General features: G+C 63.7%; 22 protein-coding genes and 1 pseudogene. 15 read left to right on the top strand and 8 right to left on the bottom strand.

Features of this window, described 5'->3' with window-relative positions; translation table 11 throughout:
- From F0Q45_RS12390 to F0Q45_RS30195, 3 genes are all read left to right on the top strand, one after another.
- Positions 1-1,437: beta-ketoacyl reductase (locus tag F0Q45_RS12390; protein WP_149654236.1), on the top strand; the 1,437-nt coding region annotated here is incomplete at its 5' end.
- Between the two features lie 15 nt (positions 1,438-1,452).
- Positions 1,453-2,412: a 3-oxoacyl-[acyl-carrier-protein] synthase III C-terminal domain-containing protein gene (locus F0Q45_RS12385; protein ID WP_149654235.1), complete on the top strand. Its 960-nt coding sequence runs from the start codon at positions 1,453-1,455 to the stop codon at positions 2,410-2,412.
- A 47-nt stretch (positions 2,413-2,459) separates the two neighbouring features.
- Positions 2,460-2,627, top strand: a complete 168-nt coding sequence (locus F0Q45_RS30195; protein WP_188112905.1) for a DUF5078 domain-containing protein — start codon at positions 2,460-2,462, stop codon at positions 2,625-2,627.
- Between the two features lie 197 nt (positions 2,628-2,824).
- On the opposite strand, the gene catC is transcribed toward F0Q45_RS30195, so the two are convergent.
- The gene (catC, locus tag F0Q45_RS12375) at positions 2,825-3,109 is read right to left on the bottom strand and encodes a muconolactone Delta-isomerase (RefSeq protein ID WP_149654239.1); all 285 of its coding nucleotides are present in this window, start codon (positions 3,107-3,109) and stop codon (positions 2,825-2,827) included.
- Positions 3,110-3,198: 89 nt separating this feature from the next.
- Here catC and F0Q45_RS12370 point away from each other — a divergent pair, with 89 nt between their 5' ends.
- A complete protein-coding gene (locus F0Q45_RS12370; RefSeq protein WP_149654234.1) occupies positions 3,199-4,182 on the top strand; it encodes an aldo/keto reductase in 984 nt (327 codons plus the stop codon).
- A gap of 3 nt (positions 4,183-4,185) precedes the next feature.
- The gene (locus F0Q45_RS12365) at positions 4,186-4,980 is read left to right on the top strand and encodes a sugar phosphate isomerase/epimerase family protein (protein ID WP_149654233.1); all 795 of its coding nucleotides are present in this window, start codon (positions 4,186-4,188) and stop codon (positions 4,978-4,980) included.
- On the opposite strand, the gene F0Q45_RS12360 is transcribed toward F0Q45_RS12365, so the two are convergent.
- The gene (locus tag F0Q45_RS12360; protein ID WP_149654232.1) at positions 4,955-5,965 is read right to left on the bottom strand and encodes a methyltransferase; all 1,011 of its coding nucleotides are present in this window, start codon (positions 5,963-5,965) and stop codon (positions 4,955-4,957) included. The genes F0Q45_RS12365 and F0Q45_RS12360 overlap by 26 nt on opposite strands.
- 54 nt (positions 5,966-6,019) lie before the next feature.
- Between F0Q45_RS12360 and F0Q45_RS12355 the strand changes: the two genes are divergently transcribed.
- The 3 genes and pseudogenes from F0Q45_RS12355 to F0Q45_RS12345 all read left to right on the top strand — a co-directional run.
- Positions 6,020-7,192, top strand: a complete 1,173-nt coding sequence (locus tag F0Q45_RS12355; RefSeq protein WP_149654231.1) for a Gfo/Idh/MocA family oxidoreductase — start codon at positions 6,020-6,022, stop codon at positions 7,190-7,192.
- Between the two features lie 344 nt (positions 7,193-7,536).
- Positions 7,537-8,988, top strand: a complete 1,452-nt coding sequence (locus tag F0Q45_RS12350; protein ID WP_149654230.1) for a UDP-glucose dehydrogenase family protein — start codon at positions 7,537-7,539, stop codon at positions 8,986-8,988.
- Positions 8,916-9,115 (top strand): annotated as a pseudogene (locus tag F0Q45_RS12345) (IS256 family transposase); the annotation flags it as partial. The gene F0Q45_RS12350 and the pseudogene F0Q45_RS12345, both read left to right, overlap by 73 nt.
- A gap of 122 nt (positions 9,116-9,237) precedes the next feature.
- Here the strand turns inward: F0Q45_RS12345 and F0Q45_RS12340 are convergent.
- Together F0Q45_RS12340 and F0Q45_RS12335 are read right to left on the bottom strand one after the other, a co-directional pair.
- The gene (locus tag F0Q45_RS12340; RefSeq protein ID WP_149654229.1) at positions 9,238-10,065 is read right to left on the bottom strand and encodes a TIGR03619 family F420-dependent LLM class oxidoreductase; all 828 of its coding nucleotides are present in this window, start codon (positions 10,063-10,065) and stop codon (positions 9,238-9,240) included.
- Positions 10,066-10,384: 319 nt separating this feature from the next.
- Positions 10,385-11,938, bottom strand: coding sequence for an MFS transporter (locus tag F0Q45_RS12335; RefSeq protein WP_149654228.1), 1,554 nt, complete (start codon positions 11,936-11,938; stop codon positions 10,385-10,387).
- 476 nt (positions 11,939-12,414) lie between these two features.
- On the opposite strand from F0Q45_RS12335, the gene F0Q45_RS29260 reads away from it, so the two are divergent.
- The 6 genes from F0Q45_RS29260 to F0Q45_RS12305 all read left to right on the top strand — a co-directional run bounded on the left by F0Q45_RS29260 (position 12,415) and on the right by F0Q45_RS12305 (position 18,358).
- The gene (locus F0Q45_RS29260; RefSeq protein WP_306439434.1) at positions 12,415-12,861 is read left to right on the top strand and encodes an antitoxin MazE-like protein; all 447 of its coding nucleotides are present in this window, start codon (positions 12,415-12,417) and stop codon (positions 12,859-12,861) included.
- 60 nt (positions 12,862-12,921) lie between these two features.
- The gene (locus F0Q45_RS12325) at positions 12,922-13,641 is read left to right on the top strand and encodes a YoaK family protein (protein ID WP_306439433.1); all 720 of its coding nucleotides are present in this window, start codon (positions 12,922-12,924) and stop codon (positions 13,639-13,641) included.
- Between the two features lie 134 nt (positions 13,642-13,775).
- Entirely contained in the window at positions 13,776-15,209 is a 1,434-nt protein-coding gene (locus tag F0Q45_RS12320) for an amino acid permease (protein ID WP_149654226.1), read from the top strand.
- Between the two features lie 112 nt (positions 15,210-15,321).
- Positions 15,322-16,959 carry a PE family protein gene (locus F0Q45_RS12315; protein ID WP_149654225.1) on the top strand — a complete coding sequence of 546 codons (1,638 nt, stop codon included), beginning with the start codon at positions 15,322-15,324 and terminating at the stop codon, positions 16,957-16,959.
- A 220-nt stretch (positions 16,960-17,179) separates the two neighbouring features.
- Positions 17,180-17,731, top strand: coding sequence for a hypothetical protein (locus F0Q45_RS12310; RefSeq protein ID WP_149654224.1), 552 nt, complete (start codon positions 17,180-17,182; stop codon positions 17,729-17,731).
- Positions 17,732-17,767: 36 nt separating this feature from the next.
- Positions 17,768-18,358 (top strand): hypothetical protein, encoded by a 591-nt coding sequence (locus tag F0Q45_RS12305; protein WP_149654223.1) that lies wholly within the window; start codon positions 17,768-17,770, stop codon positions 18,356-18,358.
- 234 nt (positions 18,359-18,592) lie between these two features.
- On the opposite strand, the gene F0Q45_RS29910 is transcribed toward F0Q45_RS12305, so the two are convergent.
- Positions 18,593-18,964: a hypothetical protein gene (locus F0Q45_RS29910; RefSeq protein WP_188112904.1), complete on the bottom strand. Its 372-nt coding sequence runs from the start codon at positions 18,962-18,964 to the stop codon at positions 18,593-18,595.
- Positions 18,965-18,978: 14 nt separating this feature from the next.
- Here F0Q45_RS29910 and F0Q45_RS12295 point away from each other — a divergent pair, with 14 nt between their 5' ends.
- The gene (locus F0Q45_RS12295; RefSeq protein WP_149654222.1) at positions 18,979-20,778 is read left to right on the top strand and encodes an Hsp70 family protein; all 1,800 of its coding nucleotides are present in this window, start codon (positions 18,979-18,981) and stop codon (positions 20,776-20,778) included.
- Positions 20,779-20,781: 3 nt separating this feature from the next.
- Here F0Q45_RS12295 and iniC read toward each other — a convergent pair whose 3' ends face one another.
- The 3 genes from iniC to F0Q45_RS27660 form a co-directional block, all read right to left on the bottom strand.
- A complete protein-coding gene (gene iniC / locus F0Q45_RS12290) occupies positions 20,782-22,263 on the bottom strand; it encodes an isoniazid-induced dynamin-like GTPase IniC (protein WP_149654221.1) in 1,482 nt (493 codons plus the stop codon).
- Complete coding sequence (gene iniA, locus F0Q45_RS12285; protein ID WP_223163903.1) at positions 22,260-24,101, bottom strand: isoniazid-induced dynamin-like GTPase IniA; 1,842 nt, start codon at positions 24,099-24,101, stop codon at positions 22,260-22,262. Before iniA ends, iniC begins: the two co-directional genes overlap by 4 nt.
- A 104-nt stretch (positions 24,102-24,205) precedes the next feature.
- Positions 24,206-25,012, bottom strand: coding sequence for a hypothetical protein (locus tag F0Q45_RS27660; RefSeq protein ID WP_262490970.1), 807 nt, complete (start codon positions 25,010-25,012; stop codon positions 24,206-24,208).
- Between the last annotated feature and the right edge of the window lie 354 nt (positions 25,013-25,366).

Raw genomic sequence — 25,366 nt, 5'->3', positions numbered from 1 at the left:
GCCAACTACGCCGCGGCCAACGCCTTCCTCGACGCCCTGGCCCACCAGCGCCACCGCCAACAACTACCCGCGATCAGTTTGGCCTGGGGCTACTGGCAAACCTCTAGCGCGATGACCGCCCACCTGGGCTCGACCGATCAGGCCCGCCTCACCCGCGCCAGCATGAACCCGATCACCACCCAACACGGCCTGGCCCTGTTCGACGCCGCCCTCGCCCACCACAAACCCACCCTGCTGGCCGCGCCGCTGAACGCACGAACACTAGCCCGCCAAGCACGCCGCAACACCCTTGCCCCGATCCTGTCAGCGCTAACCAACGCCCGGCCGGCCGCCACCACCACTAGTCCCCAAACCCTGACCGCCCGACTAGCAACCGAAACCACCGAACAACAACTAACTACCCTGACCACACTGGTCCATACAGCCACCGCTACCGTGCTGGCCCACCCCGACCCGGGCACTCTCGATCCCGACCGGCCCTTCACCGACCTGGGTATCGACTCACTGACCGCCCTCGAACTACGCAACACCCTTACCCACGACACCGGCCTGAGCCTGCCCGCAACCCTGATCTTCGACCACCCCACCCCCACCACACTGGCCCACCACATCCACACCCTGCTCACCGACACCACCACGGCACCAGGGCCCATTGGCCAGCTGCTGACAACTGCCCGTAACGGCGGGCAAAGCTCAGCACTAGTTGACATAATAATTGCGGCGTCGAGCTTAGACTATTCACTTGAGCCTCAATTCGAATCCTCGAAAGACCTAACAGAAACAATCCTCAAGCCCGCAGAAAATGCGCCAGTGCGCTTAGTATGTATCGCCGAATTTACCGGTCAGTACCTAGCGTTCGCCAACGCCATACCAGAAAACATTGAAGTCACCGAGGTCCTGGCACCGGGATTTTCGGGCACGTCGCTGCCCACATCAGAGCAACAAGCTGCACGAGCAATAGTCGATACATTGCATCTAAACGGGCCGCCTGGTCAAGCCATCGTCATCGTCGGACACGGCATAACCTGCATACCGGCACTGCGCGCGCTCCGATTGATTAATACCACACCGGTAATTAACATCGCGGCGAAACCGCTGGATCTAAAGCAGCAGCAAATCGGAATGGTGGCAATAGCGCCGATCGTAACTACAGATGCTATAAGCATTAGCAACGATCCGCTTTTGATTCAAGCCATCTCGACACACCTTTCTAATGAGCGTAATTTAATCGCTTACGGCCGGTATCTGAGTTTAGGCATACAATCGAACGATCAGCCCGACGAAGAGCGGTCTCTCGTCTTATATCCTCGGGTTGGCAGCCATATCAAGGCTCCCACCTCCCCTCTCATACTCGAGCCCGCTACTGTAGCCTTAAGCGTTTCCAGTTGGTTAACAGACACAATGATTTATTGGATTGACGCAGGAATAGCGAAATAGAAAGGTTTGGCGAAAATGTTATGGGATGGCGTATTCATTAACTCGATAGGAACTTATCTTCCCCGCAGGGTTCCGGTCGAAACTCTTGGTTGCGATCCTCCGGTCAAAAACGGGTATGCATATGGGGGCTACGAAAGTTTTACCGTGTCGGATATACCGGGGCATGTCATGGCGGGATTAGCCGCCAAACAAGCAGTCGAAAATTCCAATCACCGCGGCGAGATGTTTTCGCCAATCGTGTACGCGGATATGTCATTAATTCAGGAGCATATGATACCTGTCTGTTATGTCCAGCGGATACTTAGACAACGAGATTCTCTTGCTTTCGTATTGAACGCAGGGTGCGACGGCGGATGCACAGCAATAGAAACCGTCGCGCGAATACTGTCGAACAGCCCAGATGTTAATGCGGGGCTCGTATGCGCTGCACTGCGTTGGCGGCCCGACGGAGGGGGTCGCTGGTCGGCTTCGACGAATCTCATTGCTGATGGTGCAGCAGCCGCGATCATCTCCAAGAAAGAAGGTTTCGCACGACTGATCGTCAGTCAGGTAACGTCGGAACCCGACTTAGAAGGGCTGTTGCAAAATAGGGTGACACAACCTGGCATCTTTGATATTCCTATGGTGACAGACGGCATTGGAGCGTATGCTGGGACAGTAACCCAATCTATCCTAACGGCTATTTCCGCAACCTTAGCTGAAGCAAAGATCTCAATTGAAGATATCGCTTATTTCTGCACCTCAGCACCTCACCTAGCCTCACTCGAAGAGCTATTTCTCCGCCCTACTGGGATCCCCATCGAGAAGACTTGCTGGTCGGAGTTGCGCAAGATCGGGCACGTAGGTCCTTGCGACCAGATACTAGGTCTTGCCCACCTGGTCGCCACCGGCCAGCTGAAACCGGGACAGTTTGTAATGTTGGTGGGGGGTGGAGGGGCATGGCGAGTCACATGCCTGCTCCTTCAAGTGGTCTAGAGGGGAGCAATCGATTCAGCGTCCATCGTCTGATCTGATGTTGGAAGGTGCTAGGTGGCGGTTCCGTACCCTACAGGATAATCGCCGACATCTACACTGCCGAGCAGATACTGGCGGCTTCCCGAGATGCCAATCGAGTCTACTGCCAGCGTTATATGACCGACGACTACAACCAGCCGAATATTCAGCAGGCAGTTCAAGACAAGGCGCGTTAGCTCTACTTGTTGAGCCCGGCGGAAAGCAGGGGTTGCTCCGAGCGCTTCTACAAAGGCGATCCGCCGCGGTTTGCCTGGCCCAATCCCACGAAATCCTTCTTCAGCAGCAAGGCCGTGGTGGCAAGGTCCACCGACGCGCGCAACCCAAATAGGCGACTCACGACATGTCCGTGTGGAATTAAAGCATAAAGCACGACTTATCCGGCGTTAATGTCGCTAGAGTGTGTCGCGAGCGGTGTCACGTGGATATCCAAATAAGGAAACATCGGCAATTCGGATAGCAGCGCGTGCAACTCGTCATTCGATTCGACGTCGAAGATCGAGAAGTTCGCGCGCTCGCCCACGACTCGCCACAGGTGACGCCATTTACCCTCCCGCTGCAGCCGGTGTACATATTCTAGCTCGCTCGCGGCGATTTCCGCCCGCGTCTCGGAATCGAGATCGTGAGGGACGCGAGCATCCATCCGCACGTGAAACAGCATGTTCATCTCAATTCTGCGCAGGTTCAAGATATCTTTAACAAAGCTTGGTGGACCATCGAATTTAGCAGCTAGTCGCAGAAGGACACGCTATGGAGTACCGTCGGCTCGGCACCTCCGGCCTACAGGTGTCGCGAATCGTGCTGGGCTGCATGGGCTTTGGCGACGGCAGCCTCGGCACCCATCCCTGGGCGGTGGGTATCGACGAGGCCCGGCCGCTGTTTCGGCAGGCCCTGGATGCCGGCATCACCGCCTTCGACACCGCCAACGTCTATTCGCTCGGCGTTAGCGAAGAAATCGTAGGCGCCCTGGTCGCGGAGGTCGGCGTGCGGGAGCAGGTCGTCATCATGACGAAGGTCTTCTCTCGCATGGGCACCGGACCGAAGGACGCCGGGCTGTCACGAGCATCGCTCTTCACTCAGGTTGACGCGAGCCTGCGTCGGTTGCGCACCGACTACATCGACCTCTACCAAATTCATCGCTACGATCCCGAAACCCCGATCGAGGAGACCATGGCGGCACTGAACGATATGGTTCGTGCCGGAAAGGTGCGCTATATCGGCGCATCGTCGATGTGGACCTGGCAGTTCGCGAAGGCTCAGTACACCGCCGATCTGCACGGCTGGACCCGATTCGCATCGATGCAGGATCAATACAACTTGTTGATGCGCGAGGAGGAACGGGAGATGCTTCCGTTTTGCCTCGATCAGGGGATCGGGGTACTGCCCTGGAGCCCACTGGCCCGTGGTCAGCTGGCGCGCCCCTGGAACGACAAGTTGACCGCAAGATCCACGAACGAAAATGCCTTCGGCGCCAGCCTTTATCGGCAAGACCCGGAATCTGACCGCTTCATTGTCGACTCGGTGGGCGCCATCGCCCAGGAGCGCGGTGTCACCCGAGCGCAGGTCGCGCTAGCCTGGCTCATGCAAAAGCCCGTGATCACCGCACCGATCGTCGGCGCCACCAAGCCGCAGCATCTCAGCGATGCCGTCGCGGCCGCCTCACTTACTCTGAGCGCCGACGAGGTAAAGCGTCTGGAGGTCTCGTACACCCCCCGGAACGCTGAGGGTTTTTAGATCATGCGCTTTGGTGCCTGGGTCACCGATATTGACGACGTGACTGCCTTGGCGCGCTGCGGCTACGACTTCTGCGAGTTGTCGGCCGAGGTGCTCATGCCCGCGCAGTCGGACACCGACGCGGCCGCCCGCCTACGTCGACTGAGCGCGCTGCCACTGGTACCGGAGGTCTTCAACCGTTTCTTCCCGCCGGGCGCTTCACTCTATAGAGATCTCGATGTGGTCCGCGCTCACGCTCGGCGCGTCTCCGCACGGATGGAGCGGGTCGGCGGGCAGGTTGCGGTGCTGGGCAGTGGTCCAGCTCGAGACGTGCCGCCCGGGATGGATCGTGACGAGGCGCTACGACGTCTCGGTCGTGCGGTCGCCGCGATTCACGAGGAATGCGATCGCAACGGTGTGGCGGTCGGCCTGGAGCCACTCAACCACACCGACGGCAACATCTTGAACACGCTGCAGGAGTGCCGGGAGTTTCGCGACAGCTTCGGACTCGACGGCGTCGGTATCACCGCTGATCTCCATCACCTTGAACTCGAGCACGAATCGCTGGACGAGGTGCTGAAAGTGGGACCGATCATCCGACATGTACAAGTCGCCGGTGGCGGAAGGCAATCGCCCACAGTGCCCGGGTATGACTACGCGGGCTTTGCGGCCGCATTGTCGAAGGCCGGGTATGACGACCGGACAGCTGTCGAGTGCGACCATTGGGATCTCGATACCCAAGCCGCACCTGCGCTGGAGTTCATGCGCAAATCCTGGCGGGACGCGGTCACACTCAAACGATCGGACGAGCTTCGATGACGCTCACAAACGCATCGGTGGCTGTGACGGCTTCCAGCGCGAAGCCGCTTTCGTCCAGCAGCGTGCCGTACTCGTCGGCCGTTCGTTCCCGGCCGGTGTAGGCCACCAGCATTTCCAGGTCGAGGAACGCGGGGTAGGGATTGGAGCTTCCCGGCTCGATTAGCATCTCGATGATCAGCAACCGGGCGGTCGGCTGCATCGCCGCGCGACACCGCCGCAGTATTTGCAAGGACTCATCGTCGCTCCAGTCGTGCAACACGTGCTTGAGGAGGTAGACATCGCCGCCCGGGACCACCTTGTCGAAGAAATCTCCCGAAATCAGCTCACAGCGTCGCGCGACATCGCGATCCTCGCCGATGACTGATTCGGCTTCGGCTATCGTCGCAGCCTGGTCGAAAATCACTCCACGCATGTCGGGATGTCGGCGCAGCAGACCGCGCAAAAGGGAACCGTTTCCCCCTCCGATATCGACAACCGTTTTGAACGGTGTGAAATCGTATGCCGCCAATAGCGCGTCATTGACAATTTCGCTTTGACCGCCGAGAGCGGAATGAAAGGTGAACATCGCCTCTGGATTTTCTGCGTAGTAGGAGAAGGGGGGGCGCCCGAGCACCCGCTCGAACACCGGCTGACCGCTTCGCACGCACTCCAACAGGTGCCCCCAGGGCAGCCAATGATGTTCGCCGCCAACCATGATCGCCCAGCCGCGCATGGATCCACGGACGTCACTGCAAAGGCCTTCCCCGAGTGGTGTTAACCCGAATGTTCGCTGGTCACCTTCACTAAAGATCTGCTTGGCGGCCAATGCGCGCATCACGCGGTAGAGTGCGTCAGCATCAACCTCGGCGGCCCTGGCCAACTCGTCGCATGGACGGGGACCGGCGCTAAGGAGATCGGCTAGGCCAAGCTCGGCGACGACATACAGCGCCTGCGTGAGGCGATAGCTGGTGATCAATTCCAGCAGCGCCAACCGGTCTTGATTCATTGTGATTCCTCGCCTAGTTGGTGGGGATTTGACCAAGCTAGAAACGTCCCCTAATTGGGGGACACGTTAATCATCCGCTTAGCGGCTGTTCGGCGGATAGTTCCCGCGGCGGCGCGACGGAATAGTGGCGATTGCGGATCACTCACCGAACTTCTTACCACGGGGCCGAAGATTATACACGTCACGGTTGTTGGATACGGAACCATCGGCCGCCTCCACGCTGGAATCCTGCGCCGCGCTGGCGCCAGGGTCAGCATCGTGGACCCTCGGCCGGCCGAGCGTCCGGCCGGTGTGCAGGTGTGGCGTGCGGTCGATGAAATCCGGCACCGCAGTTGGCACCCAGTGGATGTGTGGGTGATCAGCAATCCCACGGCGCACCATCTGTCAACGCTCCGGAATGTGCTCAGTTGGCAGCCGAACGCGCGGGTGTTTATGGAGAAGCCGGCGTGTGCGAGCTACGAGGTCGACGACCTTCGCAGGCTGCTGGCCGAGCACCCAGAGGCTCGTCTCAAGGTGAATCAGCAGTACCGCTACTCGCGGGTGGTCTCGCAGTTGCGCGCCGCAATGGCGCGCGCGGGGGGCCGCTGGCCCGATAGCATCGAGATCTCCTTCACAAAGGATCGCAGGCGCGACGAGGCCGCCGGGCGTTTCGTCGACACCGACTACCAGGTGCTGGGCTATGAATGGACACACATGATTTCGGTGCTCGAGGGTCTGCTGCCGCACGCCGCGGTGCAGCGGTATCTGACCAGCCCGGCCGAAGAGAGCCGCTTCACGGTGGCCCGGGCAGGCTGCGGAACCGTGACCGGCCTCCAGGAAGACAGCTGGCTTGGCTCGACGCGGTTGTCGATGTACTCAACCATCACCGAGGATCTTTCTGGCCGGGGGGCTCCGTCGGGGTTGCACAGCCACTGGCAACGAACAACCCGTTCGCCGGGCCGGCACCGCTACGCCAAGGTGCGATTTGGCGATACGTTGCTAATTGCCGAATTCGATCCCGTTACCACCGTTGACGGGTACTTTCTTCCCCGAAACAAACACCGGCTGACGATCGAAACCAAGGGACGCGTGCACGACGAACGGATCATTTTCGATTCGCCACTGGCGACATCCCTGCATAGCGGGCTGGCGCAGCTCACCGGATCCGGAACTGACAAGACGTGGCTGCCGCCGGTCAGGCGCATCGCCAACATATCTCGCTATCTGGCCGAGTCGAGCGCCGCATGAGTCATGCAGCCGGCAACAAAATCCCGGACACGCTAACCTCCTTCGACCGGCACGGCATCACCTGTCAACCCGAATACCGAAGCACGAACAGGGCGACGCACGCCGCGCAGTGTGCCCTTGAAGCGAAGATCACCCTACGGGCGCAGGGGCTTCGGCGTTACGGGACTGCGCTTGTCTGACCTGGGGGCGCCGGTGTGCGAGCTGGGCAAGGTCATCCGGGCTGTGAAGAAGCGACTTGCCGACGCCCGGAAGTGGCGCGTTGCTGCGCCTCGTGTCCGGGACAAGAGTGCGCGTGAGTTGCGACGCCGTTGGCTGATCAACCCGCCAGGGATGCGGGGCCGCGGATGAGGATTAGCGTAGTCGGATGCGGCTACCTCGGCTCCACCCATGCGGCCTGCATGGCCGAGCTCGGCCACGATGTCCTCGGCGTCGACACAGACGCGCTGAAAGTTTCCGCACTGCGGAGTGGATCGGCCCACTTCTATGAGGACGGCCTCAACGATCTACTCGCGAAACACACCGCCTCGGGCAAGCTGCGCTTCTCCCAGTCATTCGCAGAGGCAGCAGATTTCGCCGATGTCCATTTCCTCACGGTGGGCACACCCAAATCGCCCGGGAGCAATGCGCACGATCTCTCCTTCGTGCTCCAAGCGACCCAACAACTCGCACGGCATCTGCGGCGCCCGTCGTTGATCGTCGGAAAATCCACCGTTCCGGCGGGAACGGCTTCGCGTTTGGCTAGGTTCGTCCGCAAGATCAGCCCGATGGGCGAATCCGTGCAGCTGGCCTGGAATCCAGAGTTCGTGCGTGAGTCCTGCGCGGTCGAAGACACGCTGCGCCCTAACCGCATCGTCGTCGGCATCGATGGCGGGACCGAGGCGGCCAAACGGGCGGAGCAGACCATCCGCTGTGTGTACGCGCGCGTAATCGAAACAGGCACCCCGTTGATCGTGACGGACCTCGCGACCGCGGAATTGACCAAGATCGCGGCGAATGCCTTTCTGGCCACCAAGATTTCGTTCATTAACGCGATAGCCGAGCTCAGCGAGGCGGCGGGCGCGGACATCCAACAGCTCACGGCTGCCCTGGCACTGGATCCGCGCATCGGCGCGGGAGCGCTACACAGCGGTGTCGGCTTCGGCGGCGGCTGCCTGCCCAAGGATTTGCGAGGACTGATCTGGTGTGCCGAGCAAATCGGGGCCGAGCGCGCGGCGTCGTTGCTGCGGCAGGTGGACGCCGTCAACACGAGTCGGCGGAATCGCGCGATCAAGCTCGTCTTCGAGGAATGCGGCTCTGACATATCCGGTCAGCGGATCGCGGTATGGGGGGCGGCATTCAAGCCAAACACCGATGACATCCGGGAATCGCCCGCGTTGGCCGTGGCCGACGAGCTGCACCGAAGGGGCGCGCACGTTACGGTCTACGACCCAGTCGCCGCGGACAACGCTCGTGCGGCGTATCCACACCTGCGCTATGCCGGGAGTGCCAAGACCGCCATTACCGGCGCGCGTGTTCTCCTGCACCTAACCGAGTGGGCCGAGTTCTCGAAGTTCAATCCGATTCGGCTGACGGACACGGGCTTTGGGTCGCCACGCTGCGTGATCGACGGCAGGGGAACACTCGATGCCGATCGCTGGCGGGCGGCCGGGTGGACCTACCGCGCACTGGGTACCACAGACGTCCACTTGTCAGCGCACAGTCCCGCGGCGCGTGGATGCGTCGCTTGCGCGCTGAAGTCGCCGCCTATGTCGACGCTCACGCCGATGAGCTCAACGACAACGGGCATAGGCTTGTGATACGCAACGGCTACCACGATGGGCGCAGCGTACGAACCGCTGCAGGAGCAGTCATGGTGTCGCGCCGCGGGTTAGCGATAAGCGCGTCGATCCCGAAACCGGTGAGCGGCTGCGGTTTTCCTCGGCGGCGAGGTGTCGCCGCTGTTGTGTCTACACGGGTAGTCGAAGTGATTTGGCGTCGCGCAGAACAAGCTGTGTCTGCTGGTGACGCGGCGTTCGTGCCGATGGCCGCTAGGAGCTGTGACCGGCTCACACCAGCGTGCTGGCGACGTAGTCGATGAGTTCGTCCATCGCGGAGCCATCCATCATGGGCGGCTTGAGGACCAGGCGGTCAACTCCGAGATCGGAGTAACGCGCGACGCTGTCGCGGTCGACGGCCCCAGGCGGGGTGATCGTCACTTCCAGCTCCCCCAGCTCGGCCGGCCGCTCGTACCGCCGCGCCGCTTCGCGCAGCGCGACAAGCGCGTTTGCCGTCTGAGCGACGGTCAGTTCCCATCCGTACCAACCATCCGCGGCCTGGACGACTCGGGGGAAAGCCGCGGGTGATTGGGCGCCAATGACGATCGGTGGTCTCGGTCGCTGGGCCGGCAAGGGGCGCTGGGCCATGTCGGCAAAGCGCACAGTCGGGCCGTCAAACCGCAGGCTGCGTTCGTCCCACAACGTGCGCAGCACATCTAGGTACTCGTCCATTCGAGCGGCTCGCTGGGACAGTTCGACACCGAGCGCCCTTAATTCCGCCTCGACGTATCCCACACCAACGCCCACGATCAGCCGTCCGGCCGACAAGAAATCCAGGGTCGATAGCTGCTTCGCCAGCACCACGGGGTGACGCTGCGGTAGCACCAGCACGCCGAACGCGAGGCGCACACGGTCGGTGATCGATGCAAGAAAGCTCAGCGCGACGACCGCTTCCAGCCGGGATTCCGGAGGCGGCCCGCCGGGCGGCACCGGAACGACAGTGTGGTCACCGATCCACAGCGACTCGATGCCCGCCTGCTCAGCAGCGCGCGCCCGGCACGCCAGCATCTCCGGTTCAACGCTGCCTCCACGATGCAGCCCGTTCAAGCCAAACAGCATGACCTACATCTAACCTAACTCGCGAGGTTCCCTTCCGCAGAGGCTGGAAGCTGTCGACCTAAATGAGGCACCGCCGGGCGGTTTTGTGCGCCACAAAGCATGCTGATGTAGCCGCGGTGTGGCCGGAGGAACTCGTGTGGAGGTTCTTGAGTCTGACCGCTTAGCCAGATCCGAAAAGTTAACAGGGACAAGAGCAAGCCCAGGAACCGGTTCCGGGTGTTGGGGACGGTGACTAGTGTGTTGGTCGGTCAAGTTCGGCCCTGGAAGAAAGCCGATCCTGTCTTCACAATCGCACTGGTTATCTCGGGCACTGCGTAACTCAGCGTTCTCCCGCTGCAGCGATCGACTGATCATCTGGACGGAGCTCATGTTTGGCACTGTCTTGCTCCGTCGAACCGGAATCTTCGGCCCGTTTTGCGAGCAGGGCGAGCCCCGCTCCGACGACGGCCACTATAGCCGAGAGGATCATCGCCGCTTGCAGACCTGAGATGAAGGCGCTGTGGCTGCCGTGGATCACTTCTTGGGCCAGCTCGGTAGGCGCATCCGTCGGGATTAGCGAAACACCTTCGGCCACAAGGTCTTTGGCCTTGGCCAGCCGGGCAGCAAACGTCTGGGTAGTGCCTGCGGCAACCAGATCGCCGACGAGCTCAGAACTGACGCGGCTGCTCAGCACCGAGCCCAGTACGCTGACGGCGAAGACCGCACCAATCTGTCGTGCTGCGGCTTGCAGCCCTGAGACTATGCCGGCGTCATCGACGCCGGCATTGCCGACAATCGCATCCGAACTAGCAGTCGTCGCGAAGCCAACCCCAGCACCGAGCAGCAAGAAGGCCGGCCACTCCATCAAGTAGCTGGATTCGGGGCGCAAGAAGCTAAGCAGGTACAAAGCTGCCGCCACAGCGGCAAGCCCAACGACCATACCTGGACGGGGGCCAAATTTGTTGGTCACAAGCCCACTTAGCGGAGCGGCGACCATGATTGCTGCGCTTATCGGTAACACACGCACGCCGGCCTCGATGGGCGTGAGGTCTTGCACGTTGATAAAGAACAACGTCACGTAGAAAGCTGCGCCGATCAGCGCGAATACATTGATGAGTGCCACCGCGGTGCCGATTGACAGAGTCCGGTTGGTGAACAGGCGCAACGGGAGCAGCGGCTCTGATGTACGCAATTCGATCAGCACGAAGACCGCTATCAGGAATGCGCCCGCAACCGTAAAGCTCAGTGTTTTAGCGGTGAGCCACCCCCAATTTTGGGCTTTGATGAGTCCAAACACCGTCAAGAACAACCCCGCACAGAGGACTATGGTCCCCGGTTTATCGAGTCGTTCTATTCGTTGGCTGCGACTCTCGGCAGTTGCCAACGCGGCGATCAGCAAGGCGAGGACGGCCAGCGGGGCGTTGATGTAGAAGATCCAGGGCCAGCTCAGGTGCTCGACGATCAGCGCGCCAACAATGGGCCCGATGGCAGTAGCTAGGCCCGATGCGGCGCCCCAAACTCCCAAAGCGCTGTTGAGCCGGTCCGCCGGGAACGTGCTGCGCAGGATGGCCAGCGTACTGGGCAATAACAGTGCCCCGAAGACACCCTGCAGTGCCCGCAGCGTAATGGTGGCATCGACTGTGCCGATCAGCCCAATACCGACCGATGTTGCGGCAAACCCGGCCACACCCAGAAAAAACATCAGTCGGCGACCGAGCCGGTCGCACAGCTTGCCGCCGAACAGCAGCAGCGAGGCCACCGCGAGCAGATAAGCATCAGTCATCCACTGCAGATCCATCAACGATGCATGCGTATCGGCAGCGATCGCCGGATTGGCGATCATGACAATGGATCCGTCGAGCCCAACCATGATGACACCGATGGACACGGCCACCAAGGTCCACCATGGGCTGACGCGGGCGCGAATGCGGTATTGACCGCAGATACTGTGCGCTCCTGGCGAATACAACTTCCGGCGCCAGCCGGGCCGTGGTGATTCACGGATTGCTGTTTGGCGGGTTATCAATTTTGTTGATCTATATCGTGTTGCATCGGATTCATCACAACGATTCCGTGATTCGTAGCCGTAATTTTTCGGCTTGTCGCCGGATCAAGCACAAGACGCCTGATGCTGATCCATACTGGCCAAAAATATACGCGGCGCAACCGTGCGTTCACGTCAGTCAATCGGCCATGAATGGCCACCGATCGGGGGATTGCGCATGAGGTAGCGAAGTGCTACTCGACCTGGCGATACCCTGCAGATACACCCGCTTGGCCGCGGGCCGCCAGCGCGCACCGTCACCGTCTTCGGGCCATTACACGCTGTCGAACCGGGCTTGCCCCTGAACCGCGGATAGCCGCCCAGACATGCCGGCGTGTCGTTATAGCTGTCGCCTCACCCTGGGAAAGAGCGCGCGACTAGCCAAAACAGTCCGTCGCATGCAACGCCCGTTTCATGCGACGTCCGTTTCATACAACAGCGAAATCATGAGCGCATCGACGCGGCGAGCCCGTGCATACCGCGAGCGCATGCGCCTGCGTGGATACCGGCCGGTCGAGGTGTGGGTGCCCGACGTCCGGTCCGCCGCGTTCGCTACCGAGGCGCAATGGAGTTTATCGAGGCGATTTCCGCCCAGCTGGACGACGAGTGTGAACCGCGGTGAGTTGCGGACGGTCGCAGGCGGCGGCTACTCCCCCAAGCCCCGCCCGGCGATCATCATCCAGGATGACCTTTACGCGGCAACAGCAAAGGCGCGACTTTTTCAGGTCGGAGTAGTTAAACTTGCCCAGAGCCCAACGCGGAAGAGGGTATGAGCAGCAATGCCTCCGCCGGCCGATCAAGCACCCAAAAGCGGCCTGTCCACGCAAAGCCGCATGCTCTTCTACAGTGCGGTCCTGGCGTCGACCGCGGGTTGGGTGAACGCGGTGGCTCTGCTGATCTTGGCCGTTCCGGTCGGAAACCTCACCGGCGTCACCACCCAGATCGGCATGGATACAGCCAACCCGTGGCGATATGAAAGCCACGTGCTCACAGCGATTTTGGTAGGTTTCCTGCTTGGAGCGGCCACCGCCGGGGCGATCCTGGCGTCCACCCGGGGCCCAACAAGCGTGCGCCACGCCTCGGTATTGGTTATCGAGGCACTGCTGCTGCTGCTTGCTGCCGCCGGTGTCGAGGAATCCGCGGTGCAGGCGCAGATCGATGTATTCGGGATCGAGCCGATCGCCGTGCAGGCGCTGTTGGCCGCATCAGCGCTCGGGATGCAAAACGGATTGACGTCGAGCTTTCGCGGGATGGCGGTGCGCACCACCCACTTCACCGGCACCGTCACCGACCTGGGGTTGATGCTGGGCCGCAGCCGCCGGCAGGGAATCGACAAGTGGAAGGCGACGATTCTCACCGCGACGCTGGTGCTGTTTCTCACTGGCGCTATTGCTGGTCTGCTGGCCGGGGCGCGGTTCGGCGGCTACGCGCTGCTCGTTCCGGCGGCGATCTGCGTGGCGCTAGCCGCTGTCAATTTGGTGCAAAACCGCAGACGACGCAACCAGCGGGACCTTGCAAAAGCGGAGGCTACGCCTAGGCCCGGGCTTGCGTAGGTCCGAGTGGTAAGTCGGCCGATGGGACGATCGTTCACAGTCAGGTAAGCTCGCGGCCCACCGCAGCGGCCATGGGATAACCTGACACCCAATCTCGCGGCGTTCCCCCCGTAAGCCACGGCGATAAGGACTCGATGACACCGCCCCCCAGCATCCTTACCCGCGAAGACACGGGTTATCACAAAGCCCTCAACAACCGGCAGCTACAGATGATCGCGCTCGGCGGCGCGATCGGCACCGGCCTTTTCCTGGGCGCCGGCGGCCGGCTCGCATCGGCAGGCCCGGGCTTGTTCCTGGTCTACGGGATCTGCGGCATTTTTGTCTTCCTGATCCTGCGCGCACTGGGCGAACTGGTGCTGCACCGCCCGTCATCGGGATCGTTCGTGTCCTATGCCCGCGAATTCTTCGGTGAGAAAGTGGCTTTCGTCGCCGGCTGGATGTACTTCCTGAACTGGGCGATGACTGGAATCGTCGATACCACCGCGATCGCCCACTACTTCCATTACTGGGGGGCCTTCCACGTCATCCCGCAATGGACGCTGGCGCTGATCGCGCTGTTGGTGGTGTTGTCGATGAACCTCATCTCGGTCAAGCTCTTCGGCGAGCTGGAGTTCTGGGCTGCCTTGATCAAGGTGCTGGCTCTGGTGACCTTCCTGATCGTCGGCACGGTTTTCCTCGCCGGGCGCTTCAAGGTCGACGGTCAGCCGACCGGGGTGTCGCTGTGGAATGACAATGGCGGGCTAATGCCGACCGGCTTGCTGGCCCTGGTGCTGGTCACCTCGGGAGTGGTGTTCGCGTACGCTGCCGTTGAATTGGTGGGTATCGCGGCCGGTGAAACGGCAAATCCCGACAAGATCATGCCGCGCGCCATCAATTCCGTGGTATTTCGCATCGGGGTTTTCTACATCGGGTCGACGATCCTGCTGGCGCTGTTACTGCCATACACTGCCTACCGCGAACACGTCAGCCCATTCGTGACGTTCTTTTCCAAAGTGGGCTTCGCCGGGGGCGGCAGCCTGATGAACCTCGTGGTGCTCACCGCCGCGCTCTCCAGCCTGAACGCCGGGTTGTATTCAACGGGCCGGATTCTGCGGTCAATGGCGATCAACGGCAGCGGACCAAAATTCACCGCGCCGATGTCCAAAAAAGGCGTGCCCTATGGCGGAATCCTGCTCACCGCCGGGATCGGCTTGTTCGGCATCGCGCTCAACGCCATTACGCCGAGCCAAGCCTTCGAAATCGTGCTGCACATCGCCGCGACCGGAGTCATCGTGGCCTGGGCGACGATCGTGGCGTGTCAGTTGCGTTTCCACCACTTGACCACCAGGGGCGTCTTGCGGCGGCCAAGTTTTCGGATGCCGCTGTCCCCCTACAGCGGCTGGCTCACGTTGGCTTTCCTGGCGGCCGTGTTGATCTTGATGTTTTTCGACAAGACCTATGGTCGCTGGATGCTGGCCGCGACGGTGGTCGGTATCCCCGCCCTCGTCGGTGGCTGGTTTGCGGTTCGCCACCGCGTGCTGGCCATCGCGCGTCACCATTCCGTCGAGGCCGCCCAGCCGACCACGTAACAGGACGCTTTGTACAGCACATCAGCGGACGTATCGAATATCGACAATCGCCCACTCGGCGCCCATTTGTGGCGCATCATGTATGGCGTCCCGTGACGTCCTTGGAGGTTTCATGTCGGCTCTAATCGTAGTTCCGGAGATGCTCGCGACGGCTGTGCAGGATGTGGCGAGCATCGGTACGTCGGTAAGCGCGGTCAACGCGGCGGCGGCGGCCTCGACAACCGGAATGCTGTCGGCCGGTGCTGACGAGGTCTCGCAGGCCATCGCGGCACTCTTTAGTGGGTACGCCCAGCAGTACCAGTCGTTGAGCGCTACGGCTGCGGCGTTTCATCAGAGCTTTGTCGAGACGTTGAACGCTGCCGGTGCGGCGTATGCGGGCGCGGAGGCGGCCAGTGTGTCGCCGTTGCAGGAGTTGGCCAGCAATGTCTTGGGTGTGGTGAACGCGCCCACGCAGGCGTTGTTGGGGCGTCCGCTGATCGGCAACGGCGCCAATGGAACCGCGACAAGTCCCAACGGCGCTGCGGGTGGGCTGTTGTTGGGCAACGGCGGTAATGGCTTTAGCTTCACCAGCGGCGGCAGCCAAAACGGCGGTAGTGGTGGTGCGGCGGGACTGATCGGCAACGGCGGGGTCGGCGGGAACGGCTTCCTGGGTGGGGCCGGTGGTGTGGGCGGTAATGGGGGGTGGCTGCTCGGCAGCGGCGGTGCCGGCGGTGTGGGGGGTGCGGTGACCGGCATTGGCGAGGTGGGCGGTGCTGGTGGGGCTGGCGGCAACGCTCCCTTGCTCGGCTGGGGCGGCAACGGCGGGGCTGGCGGCAGCTCTCAGTTCGGAAATGGCGGGGTCGGCGGGGCCGGCGGCGCCGGCGGCGCACTGGCGGCCATCGGTGGTGCTGGCGGGGCGGGCGGATTCGGCGGCGATACGGGCGGCGCCGGCGGCGCCGGCGGCGCCGCCGGCGGCCGACTTTTCGGTCTGAGCGGCGCCGGCGGGGCGGGCGGAACCGGCACCGCGACCGGCGGTGCCGGGGGCGCCGGCGGCGTTGGAGGGGGTGGGTTCCTCGGCATTGGCGGTGCTGGTGGCGCTGGTGGTGACGCCATCGACCTCGCCGGGGTCGGCGGTGCCGGGGGCGCCGGCGGTGATGCAGCCGCATTTATCGGCTACGCCCAGGGCGGTGTCGGCGGTATGGGTGGGGTCGGTGTCGACAATGGCGGCGCGGGCGGCCAGGGCGGCGTTGGCGCTGCGCTTGCCGGTGTGGGCGTCGGCGCTGCTGGCGGTGTTGGTGGGTTAGGTCTCATCGACACTGGTGGCGCGGGCGGCCAGGGGGGCCAGGGCGCGGCGGTACTCGGCTTGGGCGCTGGCGGTCTCGGCGGCACCGGTGGCTTCGCCGGGCTCGTTGGCGGCGCGGGCGGTCAGGGCGGTCAGGGAGCTGTGGTCGCCGGCGTGGGTGCCGGTGGTGCTGGCGGGGGCGGGGGCTCCACTTTCGCTGGGACTGGCGGCAACGGCGGTGCCGGCGGCAACGGTGGCGGCGTTGCCAGCATTGGCTTCGGCGGGAACGGAGGCAATGCAGGCAGCGGTGCCGCGCCGGCCACGGGCGGCGACGGCGGCAACGTCGGGGTGACTGCCAACGGCTCCTTCACCCCGACGTTTGTGGGATTCGGCGGTAACGGCGGTAACGGCATCAACGGTGGGACTGGCGGCACCGGCGGCAGCGGCGGCATCCTTGTTGGCGCTAGCGGAACGAACGGATCGTCATAGCTGCGGCCGGTACGGCGTTTGACAAGCCAAATTTTCCCGCCGATCAGCTGGTGAAAGGCCAGTCTGGCACTTCTCCGATGCGCCCGCGATCACCGCATGGCCGCGGCCGGGCATTGGGCCGCAGAGCTGAGGCTTGGCCAAGGCGCGTCACTGCAGTCAGTTGCGTTACCTGCTGATTACCCTGAGTTGTTGATCGCTAAAGACATTTCGGGAGTAGCGCGTGCGGCTGTTGCATATCGGGGCGGGCCTGGTGGCGGTTGCTTCGCTGGTCGCCGGGTGCGACGCCACCATCGACGGCAGGCCGATCGCCCGACCGGGGACTGGACCAACCGAGCCCTCATTTCCGACCACCCGGCCGACCACGTCGTCCCCCGCCCCCACGACGCCATCTCAACCGACCACGCCGACCAGCCCGACCACACCGGCCGGAGCCATCCCACTGCAGCCCGACCAAAACGGCTACGTCTTCATCGAAACCAAGTCCGGCATGACGCGCTGTCAGATCAACAAGGACAGCGTCGGGTGCGAGGCGCCGTTCACCAACTCGCCGATCAAAGACGGTGAGCACGCCAACGGCGTGCACATCACCGCGTCCGGCACCGTGCAGTGGGTTCTGGGCAATCTCGGCGCCATCCCGACCGTCACCATTGACTACAAGACCTACGACGCGCAGGGCTGGACTATCACGGCAACTACCGACGGCACTCGGTTCCAGAACAACAGCACCGGACACGGGATGTTCGTCAGCATCGACAAGGTCAGCACGTTTTAAGCTGACCAGCGCCACGGCGTCAGTACCATCGGTTTCGTGGCACGCTACGGTCCGCCCGAAGATTTCCACAGCCAACCGACCCAATACGGCTCCTTCGCGGCGGGAAGATATCCACCACCGGAGCCGTTATCGCCTCCAAACCCTCGGCCCGGTCCGCCCGTTCAGGGCCCGCGGGGACCGTCGCCGGATCCTTCTCCTCCGACCGACCAATTCGAGTCGCCCGCATTCGACGACCAGGACGCAGAGCCCAAACCTTGGTACCGCAAGCCGGTGACGCTGATCGGCTGGGCGCTGCTGTGCTTGATCCTGATTGCGCTGATCATCTACGGCATCACCCAGCTGATCGATGACCAACAAGGCACCAAACGCAGCCCGACCACAACGACGACGCCCACCACCACCGCGGCCACCACCACTGTGGAGTCAACGCCTACCACCACCACCGCGGCACCCAGCACGACGACGACACCCGCGGCTCCGCCTGGCACCACCCCTCGGGTCCAGCCGCCGGCGCAGCAGCCACCACAAACCCCGACGCGCCGCTTCCCGCGTCTGCCACCGCTGCCATCGGTGATCACCATTCCGGGAGTGCCGACAACGATTACGTTGCCGCCCAACCTCCCGTAAGGCTGCTGATCGATAACGGGCTGCGTGGCTGCGGGTGCTTAGGCGGCCCTAGCAGCTACCATCGGCGGCCGTGGCAAGGTACGACCCACCGGATTATGGCGCCCACGATCCCGCCGGCTATGGCACCTCTGGGTACGGGTCGCCGCCATCGCCTGAGCCGATCCCAGCGTGGCGCAAACCCCTGGCGTTGGTGGGCTGGGGCGTCCTGATCGCGGCGCTGATCGGGGTGATCAGCTACGGCATCATCGAGCTTGCCCACGGGCGCCCCGCTCCGGCGTCGGTAACCAAGACCGTGACGGTCACCAGGAGCGTCGCGCCGGCAACCACGACGACGACACCAGCGGGCACCACCACCCGGACCACTACAACCATCACCACCACCACGAGCACGACACCAACCACGACCACGACCACGACCACGACCACGACCACGACCACGACGAGCACGACACCGACCACGACCACAACGACGACGAGCCCGTCGCCACCTGGTCCGTTGCCTGTTCCGCCGGTGCCACCGGGCTTCTGACCCGATCCCACCCGATCGGAGGCGGCTATGGTGGGGAACGGCCGTCGGCCACCGACTGTCGACCACGCAATGGACACCAGGGGTAAGGGATATGAGCGAATCGCTCGGGTTGTCGATCGGAGTGGCCAACCTGGTCGCGATCCGGTCCGGCGGCATCCCGATGCGACGAGCATCGGTGTTGCGGCTCTTCAAGCATCGGGCAGCCGAAGTTGGTCTGCCAGAAGAGAACCCGGATCTCACCGACTCCGGTCTAGTGCTACGCGGATTTGTCGAGCGGGTGGGTGACCCGGCTCCGTTGGTGGCGGCCGACGGCACCAAGTACCTGGGCGAGACGCTGACAGTCGAAGCACTCGACGCCATGGCACGCATGGCCGGCTACGGCGCCCCGATCACGATCGCCGCTCCCGCGTATTGGTCAGAAGGCCAATTTGCCGCGCTGCGCGCGGCTTTGCTCACCCAACCGGCCCTGGCTCGCGACGGCGTTTCTGCGACAGTGGTCTCCGACGCCACGGCCGCGCTGACGACGCTGCACTCCAGGCCCGGACGCCCGACGAGCGGAGTTGTCGCGTTATGCGACTTCGGCGCCAGCGGCACCAGCGTCACCCTGGGCGACGCGGGTGCGCATCTGCAGCAGATCGGCCCGACCTTCCGGTATCGCGAGCTCTCCGGCGATGAGATCGATCAGCTCATCCTGGGGCACGTTCTCCGGGTCGCCCCCGAGATCGACAGCACCGAGGTTTCCGGCACTGCCACCCACCTGGGATCGGTGACGCGTCTGCTCAGCGGATGCCGGCTCGCCAAAGAACAACTGTCGTCGGCGACGATGGCCACCATTTCCACCGGAGCCACCGGAGCCACCGGAGCGTCTGTCACGCTGTCCCGCAACGAGTTCGAACAACTCATCGCAGAACCCGTGGACCGATTTGTCCGCTTCATTGAGAACATATTGCAGCGCAACGGGATCCAACGAACGAACGTAGTCGCGGTGGCAACCACCGGCGGCGGCGCCGCGATCCCGCTGCTCACCAGCCGGCTGTCCGAGCACTTGCAGGTGGCTATCTTCACCACTCCACAACCCATGTTCGGCGCCGCGATCGGCGCGGAAATCCTCGGTCTCGAGCGGTCGTCAGCAGGCGCCGTGACAGGCGCCGGGCCAGCTGTCGAGGCGCCCACTAATATCGTCGGCGCTGTCGGGCTCCCCACCGCGGCGGCCCCGACGGCGTGGGTAACCCCGGCCGGCGGTGAACCCACCGCGGCCAACGCAGCCTCACCCACTCCCCTGGCCTGGTCTGAAGACGCCAACACGGGCAATGAACCGGTCCCCTACACCGGCCCCGATGCAACCGGCGAATATGGTCGGCAAGCAACCGGTTTCGATGATAGGCAGGACCAGCGCTACGCCGCGGCAGCTGAACCCCTGCCGTGGTACAAGCGCGCTGCCGTGGTTTTCAGCCTGGCCGCAGCGGGGCTGGCCATCGTTGTCGCGGCGGTGTTGGGATTGACGTTGGGCCCGAGCAAGAGCAAGCCGGTCAACACCACATCTGTAGCGCCGGAACCCCCACCACCTCCGATCACCACCACCGTGATCGGGCCGAACAACAGCCCGACAGTTACGGTGATCACGCAGCCGCCGCCCGCCACCACAACGACGGCGCCGCCACCGGTCACCACAACAACCACCCAGCCGACCACCACGACGACAACTTCGCAGGCCACCACCACAACCACTACCACCACGACTCCGCCGCCGACCACCACCACCCAACCGACGACCACCCGACCGACCACCACGTCGGCGGCGACGACCACCGCGCCGCCGACGACCACCCAGCCTCAGCCGACGACGACGGCGGCCCCGGTAACACCCACCACCGCGGCACCGGGTGCCTGACGCTCAGCGGCGTGCGGCGAATTCGGCCACCAACGCCTCGGCGCTGCGCACCGCCGCACGGCAAGCCCTGGTGGTGAACGGGTCGTTGAGCGGGTGTTCGGCACGACGACGCCACCACTGCACTGCGGCGAACGCAGCGCGTGGGGCCTCATGGTAGTTCTCGGGAGTCAGGCCCAGCCGGGCGGCGGGATTGGTGCCCGAGGCGCCGATGATGCGGCGTAGCGATGCGATCTCGTGATCAGTCAATGTCGTTGCACGCGAAGGTAATAAGCTGAGCAATCGGAGCTCCTCGAACGCGTGCGTGTCGGCCAGCAGCGGGTCGATATCGGCGATGACATACGGCGTCGCCCTGATTGGGTGCGCCTGCACGAACCGACGTAAGGACACCAGCGCGGTATGCGCCTTCAGCATGTCTGCGCGCTGGGCGAATTGCTGGTTGATCACCTTGCGCAATTCCACCAACCCGCTGCGCTCCAACAATTCTGCGGCAAGACCCGCCGAATCGGTGGCACCGGCGGCCAACACGGCAATTGAAATGCGGATGCCGAACATGCCGAACCGCTCCAGCAGTTGGGCCCGGGTGCCCGCGTCCACCGGTAGCGGGCCGTCCGCCCGGACAAAGCGGTCCACGCTTAGTAGGGCCTTATTGAGTTCGGCGGAGTCGGCGCCGGCCAACTTCTTCAGCGCGATGAACTCGCTCTGGCGCAACGTGCGCGCCGTTAGCCCAAGCAGTCCGCACACCGGCACCACCGCCTGACAGATGCCCGTCCGACTCAACTCGCCGGTAAAGCGCTTGGCCACATCCTTGGCTGAGAACATCGCGTCGATGCGGCCCGCACCGATCTCGTCGGCCCGCGACGCCACCCCGACGATGCCCAAAGCTCCGGCCGCACCGCCTACCAATCCGCCAATCTGTTTGAGCAATGCGATATCCGCGGCGCTGAGGGTGCGCAGCAAAAACACCACCGCATCGACGCGTGGTACCCCATCGGCGGGCACCAGCAGCCGCAAGGTGCGCTCGGAGGAATCGCGCGTGAGCGAGGACGTGCCCGGGGTGTCGATGATCGTCGTGGCGGCCAGTTCTTCGGCGGGCCACTCGACGTCGAGATCCACGATCTCGGCGGGATTAAGCCTGCGTAAGTCGAAACTCAGCCCGTCGCGATGAGTAATCGGCACATTGGCGCGCCGCCCACCACGGTGGTTGGCGGTGACCCTGGGAATCGGGCCGTGGCGGAACCAGGTCACAATCCGGGTGGCCTCGGTGGCATCGGTTGGGGCAATGTCCTCACCCACCAGGGCGTTGACCAAGGTGGACTTTCCCGCCTTGAGTGTGCCGGCCAGCGCGATGCGAATCGGTTCGCGCAGCCGCGCGCCGATGCGGTCCAGCTGATGGAAAACGTCTGCCCGCTGCCGGTAGGCCGGCTCGCCCCGGTAAGCCTGGATGGTTCCCCCTAATATCGCGCGGACCCGATCGCTGGTGCTCACGCTCGTCCCAATGTCACCCGGTTTGTCAGTTTGCCCACCTGGTCGGTGACCTGCTTGAGGATGTCCGACTGTCGCTCGAGTTCTCGAATTCTGTTGTCGCGCTCTGCTTTTTCCACCTGCGCGGCGGCGACGGTGGCTTGCAGGGACTCGTTCAACGACCGGGTGAGCTCATTGGCGATGTCGCGGTAGTGGTCGCGCAGCATGCGCTGGATCATCTTGAGCCGGTCGCGTGACTCTTTGCCCACCACAAAGGAGACGTCGTCGACGAAGCGCCGCACATTGGCCTTGGCCTCGGCGCGCACCCGCAACAGCCGGCTCTGTTTCTCCTCTTTGTAAGCCATCCGGCCGAGGAGCAGCCCGGCGCCCACGGATACCGGGTTGAACAGGCCCAGACCGGCAACCGAGGACAACATGCCGATCATCACCACGCCGCCATAGGAGCCTCGCATGCCGATAATCATCTTCTGTCCCTTGCCCAGCGGCTTGGATTCCATCCGGCCTACCGACTTGAGCCGGCCGAAGTCGGCGCCCATCAGGCGTTGGCTTAGTTCGGGGGACAGCAGCGAGTCCAGGCCGGCATCAGTGAACGAGCGGGCAACATCATCGGCCAACACTTCGGCCCGTTGATAGGCCAAAACAAAGTTTTCCCCGACGGCAGTGGCAATCGCGTTCTCCACCTCCGCGCCGATCTCGGCCCAGTGCCGAGTCGGATCACACGAATCAATCTGGCGTTCAGCGTCTTCGGTGACCGCGCGGAAGCGCGCGCGCAGGTCGTGGTCGACGTCGGTTGTCAGATCGGTGAAGCCGTCGTTGAGCACCTGTTGCCACAAAGCGGTCTGCTGCAGCGCATCCTGGGCTTCGCGCTTGCGTCGCTCCAATTTGTCAGCCAGCCGGTCGCGCAGCGCCGGGTCGTTAATCACCGATAGTTCCGAGCCGACAGTGATCGCTAATTGCTCTGCCGCCGAACGTATTTCCCGGAGGACTTCATCGCGCACCCGGTCGGTCTCGCGGGACAGCACCTTCTCGCTGAGAAACTTGACGATGGCCGGAAAGTTGGATTCGTCGTTGAGCTCTTTGTCGTTCAGGGTGAGGGCGTGGCTGCGCAGCAATGACGACACCGGGATGATCGGCATCGATACTCGGGCGCGCTGTAGGTGCGCTGCGTTGGTGTTGACGATGTCGCGCCAACGCGGATACAAGTCGGTCTTGGTCGCGACGACGATCCCAACCGGGCAGACCTGATGCGCTTTGCGCATGAACCACATCTCCGGTTCGGTGAATTCCTGGCTGGTGTCGCTGACCATCAGCAGGGCGTCGGCATCGGGCAGCAAGCCCAGCGTCGCCGAGAGGTGTGGCTGCCCGTGCCCACCCACACCTGGAGTGTCAATGAAGGCCAATCCGCCCTGGAGTAGCGGGCTGGGGGCGCCAATCTCGACCCGCGACACTTCGCGGCCGCTGGCTTGCGGTGCTCGACGCAGATCGGTGTTGATGTCGTCGACGGGGATATCGACCGCGGTGGCTTCCCCGTTTGGTCCCGCCGCCAGGATCAGCCGCGCCGACGGCTGAGCGCTGTAGCTAACCATGGTGATCACCACCGTGGCCTCGTCGTCTCCTACCCGCGCTACCGGTAGGTTGAGCAACGCGTTGAGCAGTTGGCTCTTGCCCTGCTTGAGCTGGCCCGCGATCACCACCCGAATCTGCGGGTCGGTGATGCGCGCGCGGGCGCGTTGCAGCCGCTGCACCAGATCGCCGCGCTTGTTGACGTGGGCGATAGCGATGGTGTGGTCGATCAGTTCGACGATTACGCCGACCCGACGCGGGTCTTCGGGCTGATTCACCGTACCGTCCCACTTTCTCGATCGCGTGCGCTTCACATCACGGTAGGCGTACGAACCGGCGGGGACCACGAAGGTCCCCGCCGGAAGGTGGCCGCCGGTTCCGCTCAGAACCCAGGTAAGCCGAACGGGTCGTGCGACGGCGGCTCGCTGTGTACCGGCGGCGTCTGCGACACCGGCGGCTCATCACCAAACACCGAGGGACTCGGCTCATGGCGAGCCGGCTCCTCGACGGGCGTGTGCTGCTGCGGCGTGACCACCGGGGTGGGCTCGGCCGGAGGCGTGTGCGCCGGCGCTGGGGTCAGGACCTGCGGTGCCGGCGTGCTGATTACCGGAGGTTCGGTGCCAGCCTGGCCGATAGTGCTGTCCGGACTCTGGATGACCGGACCGTTCGACGGAGGTGTCCCGGGCCCGCCGGCCCCGGCGCCGCCGGCGCCCTGAATGACGGGGCCCTGCGCTGCGGGGAAGGTCGGACCGTGCTCGAAAGGTGTGACGCCAGCACTGGCACCGCCACTGGTACCGCCTCCGCCACCGAGCGTGGTGCCCTCGTTGCCGAGGATGTCGCCGTGCGCGCCGGCGCTGCCGCCTGCAGTTCCGCCGCCCAAGCCTGACCCGCTGCTCACGCCGGTCTGGGCCCCCACGTCGGTCCCGGTCACAGCCGGTTGAGGACCGGCGTAGCCACCGGGGGCGGTACTGTCACCGCCCACGACGCCGCCGCGTCCGTCGGCTCCGATGCCGAGCCCCGCGCCCCCGGCAGCACCGGTCTGACCACCCACGCCAACACCTCCTAGGGGGCCGGACACCTGCGCCGTAGCGGCGCCGTTCAGGGCGGCGCCGTCACTGGCGATCAAGCCGGCCTGGCCTGCGCCTGCGGCCGCGCCTGCATTGCCGCCAATACCGGTCAGACCGCTCACGTTGCCGCCACCGGCCAGCCCACCACCGGCGCTGGCAGCGGCCTGACCACCCAGCGCCGCCTGCCCGCCGATGCCGAGGCCCGCCTGGCTAGCGATAGCAGCCGAGCTGCCGGACGCAAGACCGGCCTGGCTAGCGATAGCGGCCTGACCCGCCAGACCAGCCTGACCCGCAAGTCCAGCTTGGCCCGCAAGACCGGCTTGACCGGCGAGACCGGCTTGACCAACAAGACCGGCCTGACCGGCAAGGCCAGCCTGACCCACGAGACCCGCTTGACCAACAAGTCCAGCTTGGCCCGCAAGGCCAGCCTGACCGGCAAGACCGGCTTGACCCGCGACGGCGCCGCCCGCGCCAAC

This window comes from Mycobacterium simiae (assembly GCF_008370645.1).
In the GTDB taxonomy this organism is placed as follows: domain Bacteria; phylum Actinomycetota; class Actinomycetes; order Mycobacteriales; family Mycobacteriaceae; genus Mycobacterium; species Mycobacterium simiae_A.
This window is presented reverse-complemented; position numbering and strand designations above follow the sequence as displayed.

Bases quoted from the DNA above. Each gene is read 5' to 3' on its own strand.
- F0Q45_RS12385 (WP_149654235.1), top strand. From the start codon at position 1,453: ATGTTATGGGATGGCGTATTCATTAACTCGATAGGAACTTATCTTCCC.
- catC (WP_149654239.1), bottom strand. From the start codon at position 3,109: ATGCTGTTTCACGTGCGGATGGATGCTCGCGTCCCTCACGATCTCGAT.
- F0Q45_RS12370 (WP_149654234.1), top strand. From the start codon at position 3,199: ATGGAGTACCGTCGGCTCGGCACCTCCGGCCTACAGGTGTCGCGAATC.
- F0Q45_RS12365 (WP_149654233.1), top strand. From the start codon at position 4,186: ATGCGCTTTGGTGCCTGGGTCACCGATATTGACGACGTGACTGCCTTG.
- F0Q45_RS12360 (WP_149654232.1), bottom strand. From the start codon at position 5,965: ATGAATCAAGACCGGTTGGCGCTGCTGGAATTGATCACCAGCTATCGC.
- F0Q45_RS12350 (WP_149654230.1), top strand. From the start codon at position 7,537: ATGAGGATTAGCGTAGTCGGATGCGGCTACCTCGGCTCCACCCATGCG.
- F0Q45_RS12340 (WP_149654229.1), bottom strand. From the start codon at position 10,065: ATGCTGTTTGGCTTGAACGGGCTGCATCGTGGAGGCAGCGTTGAACCG.
- F0Q45_RS29260 (WP_306439434.1), top strand. From the start codon at position 12,415: ATGCCGGCGTGTCGTTATAGCTGTCGCCTCACCCTGGGAAAGAGCGCG.
- F0Q45_RS12325 (WP_306439433.1), top strand. From the start codon at position 12,922: ATGCTCTTCTACAGTGCGGTCCTGGCGTCGACCGCGGGTTGGGTGAAC.
- F0Q45_RS12320 (WP_149654226.1), top strand. From the start codon at position 13,776: ATGACACCGCCCCCCAGCATCCTTACCCGCGAAGACACGGGTTATCAC.
- F0Q45_RS12315 (WP_149654225.1), top strand. From the start codon at position 15,322: ATGTCGGCTCTAATCGTAGTTCCGGAGATGCTCGCGACGGCTGTGCAG.
- F0Q45_RS12295 (WP_149654222.1), top strand. From the start codon at position 18,979: ATGAGCGAATCGCTCGGGTTGTCGATCGGAGTGGCCAACCTGGTCGCG.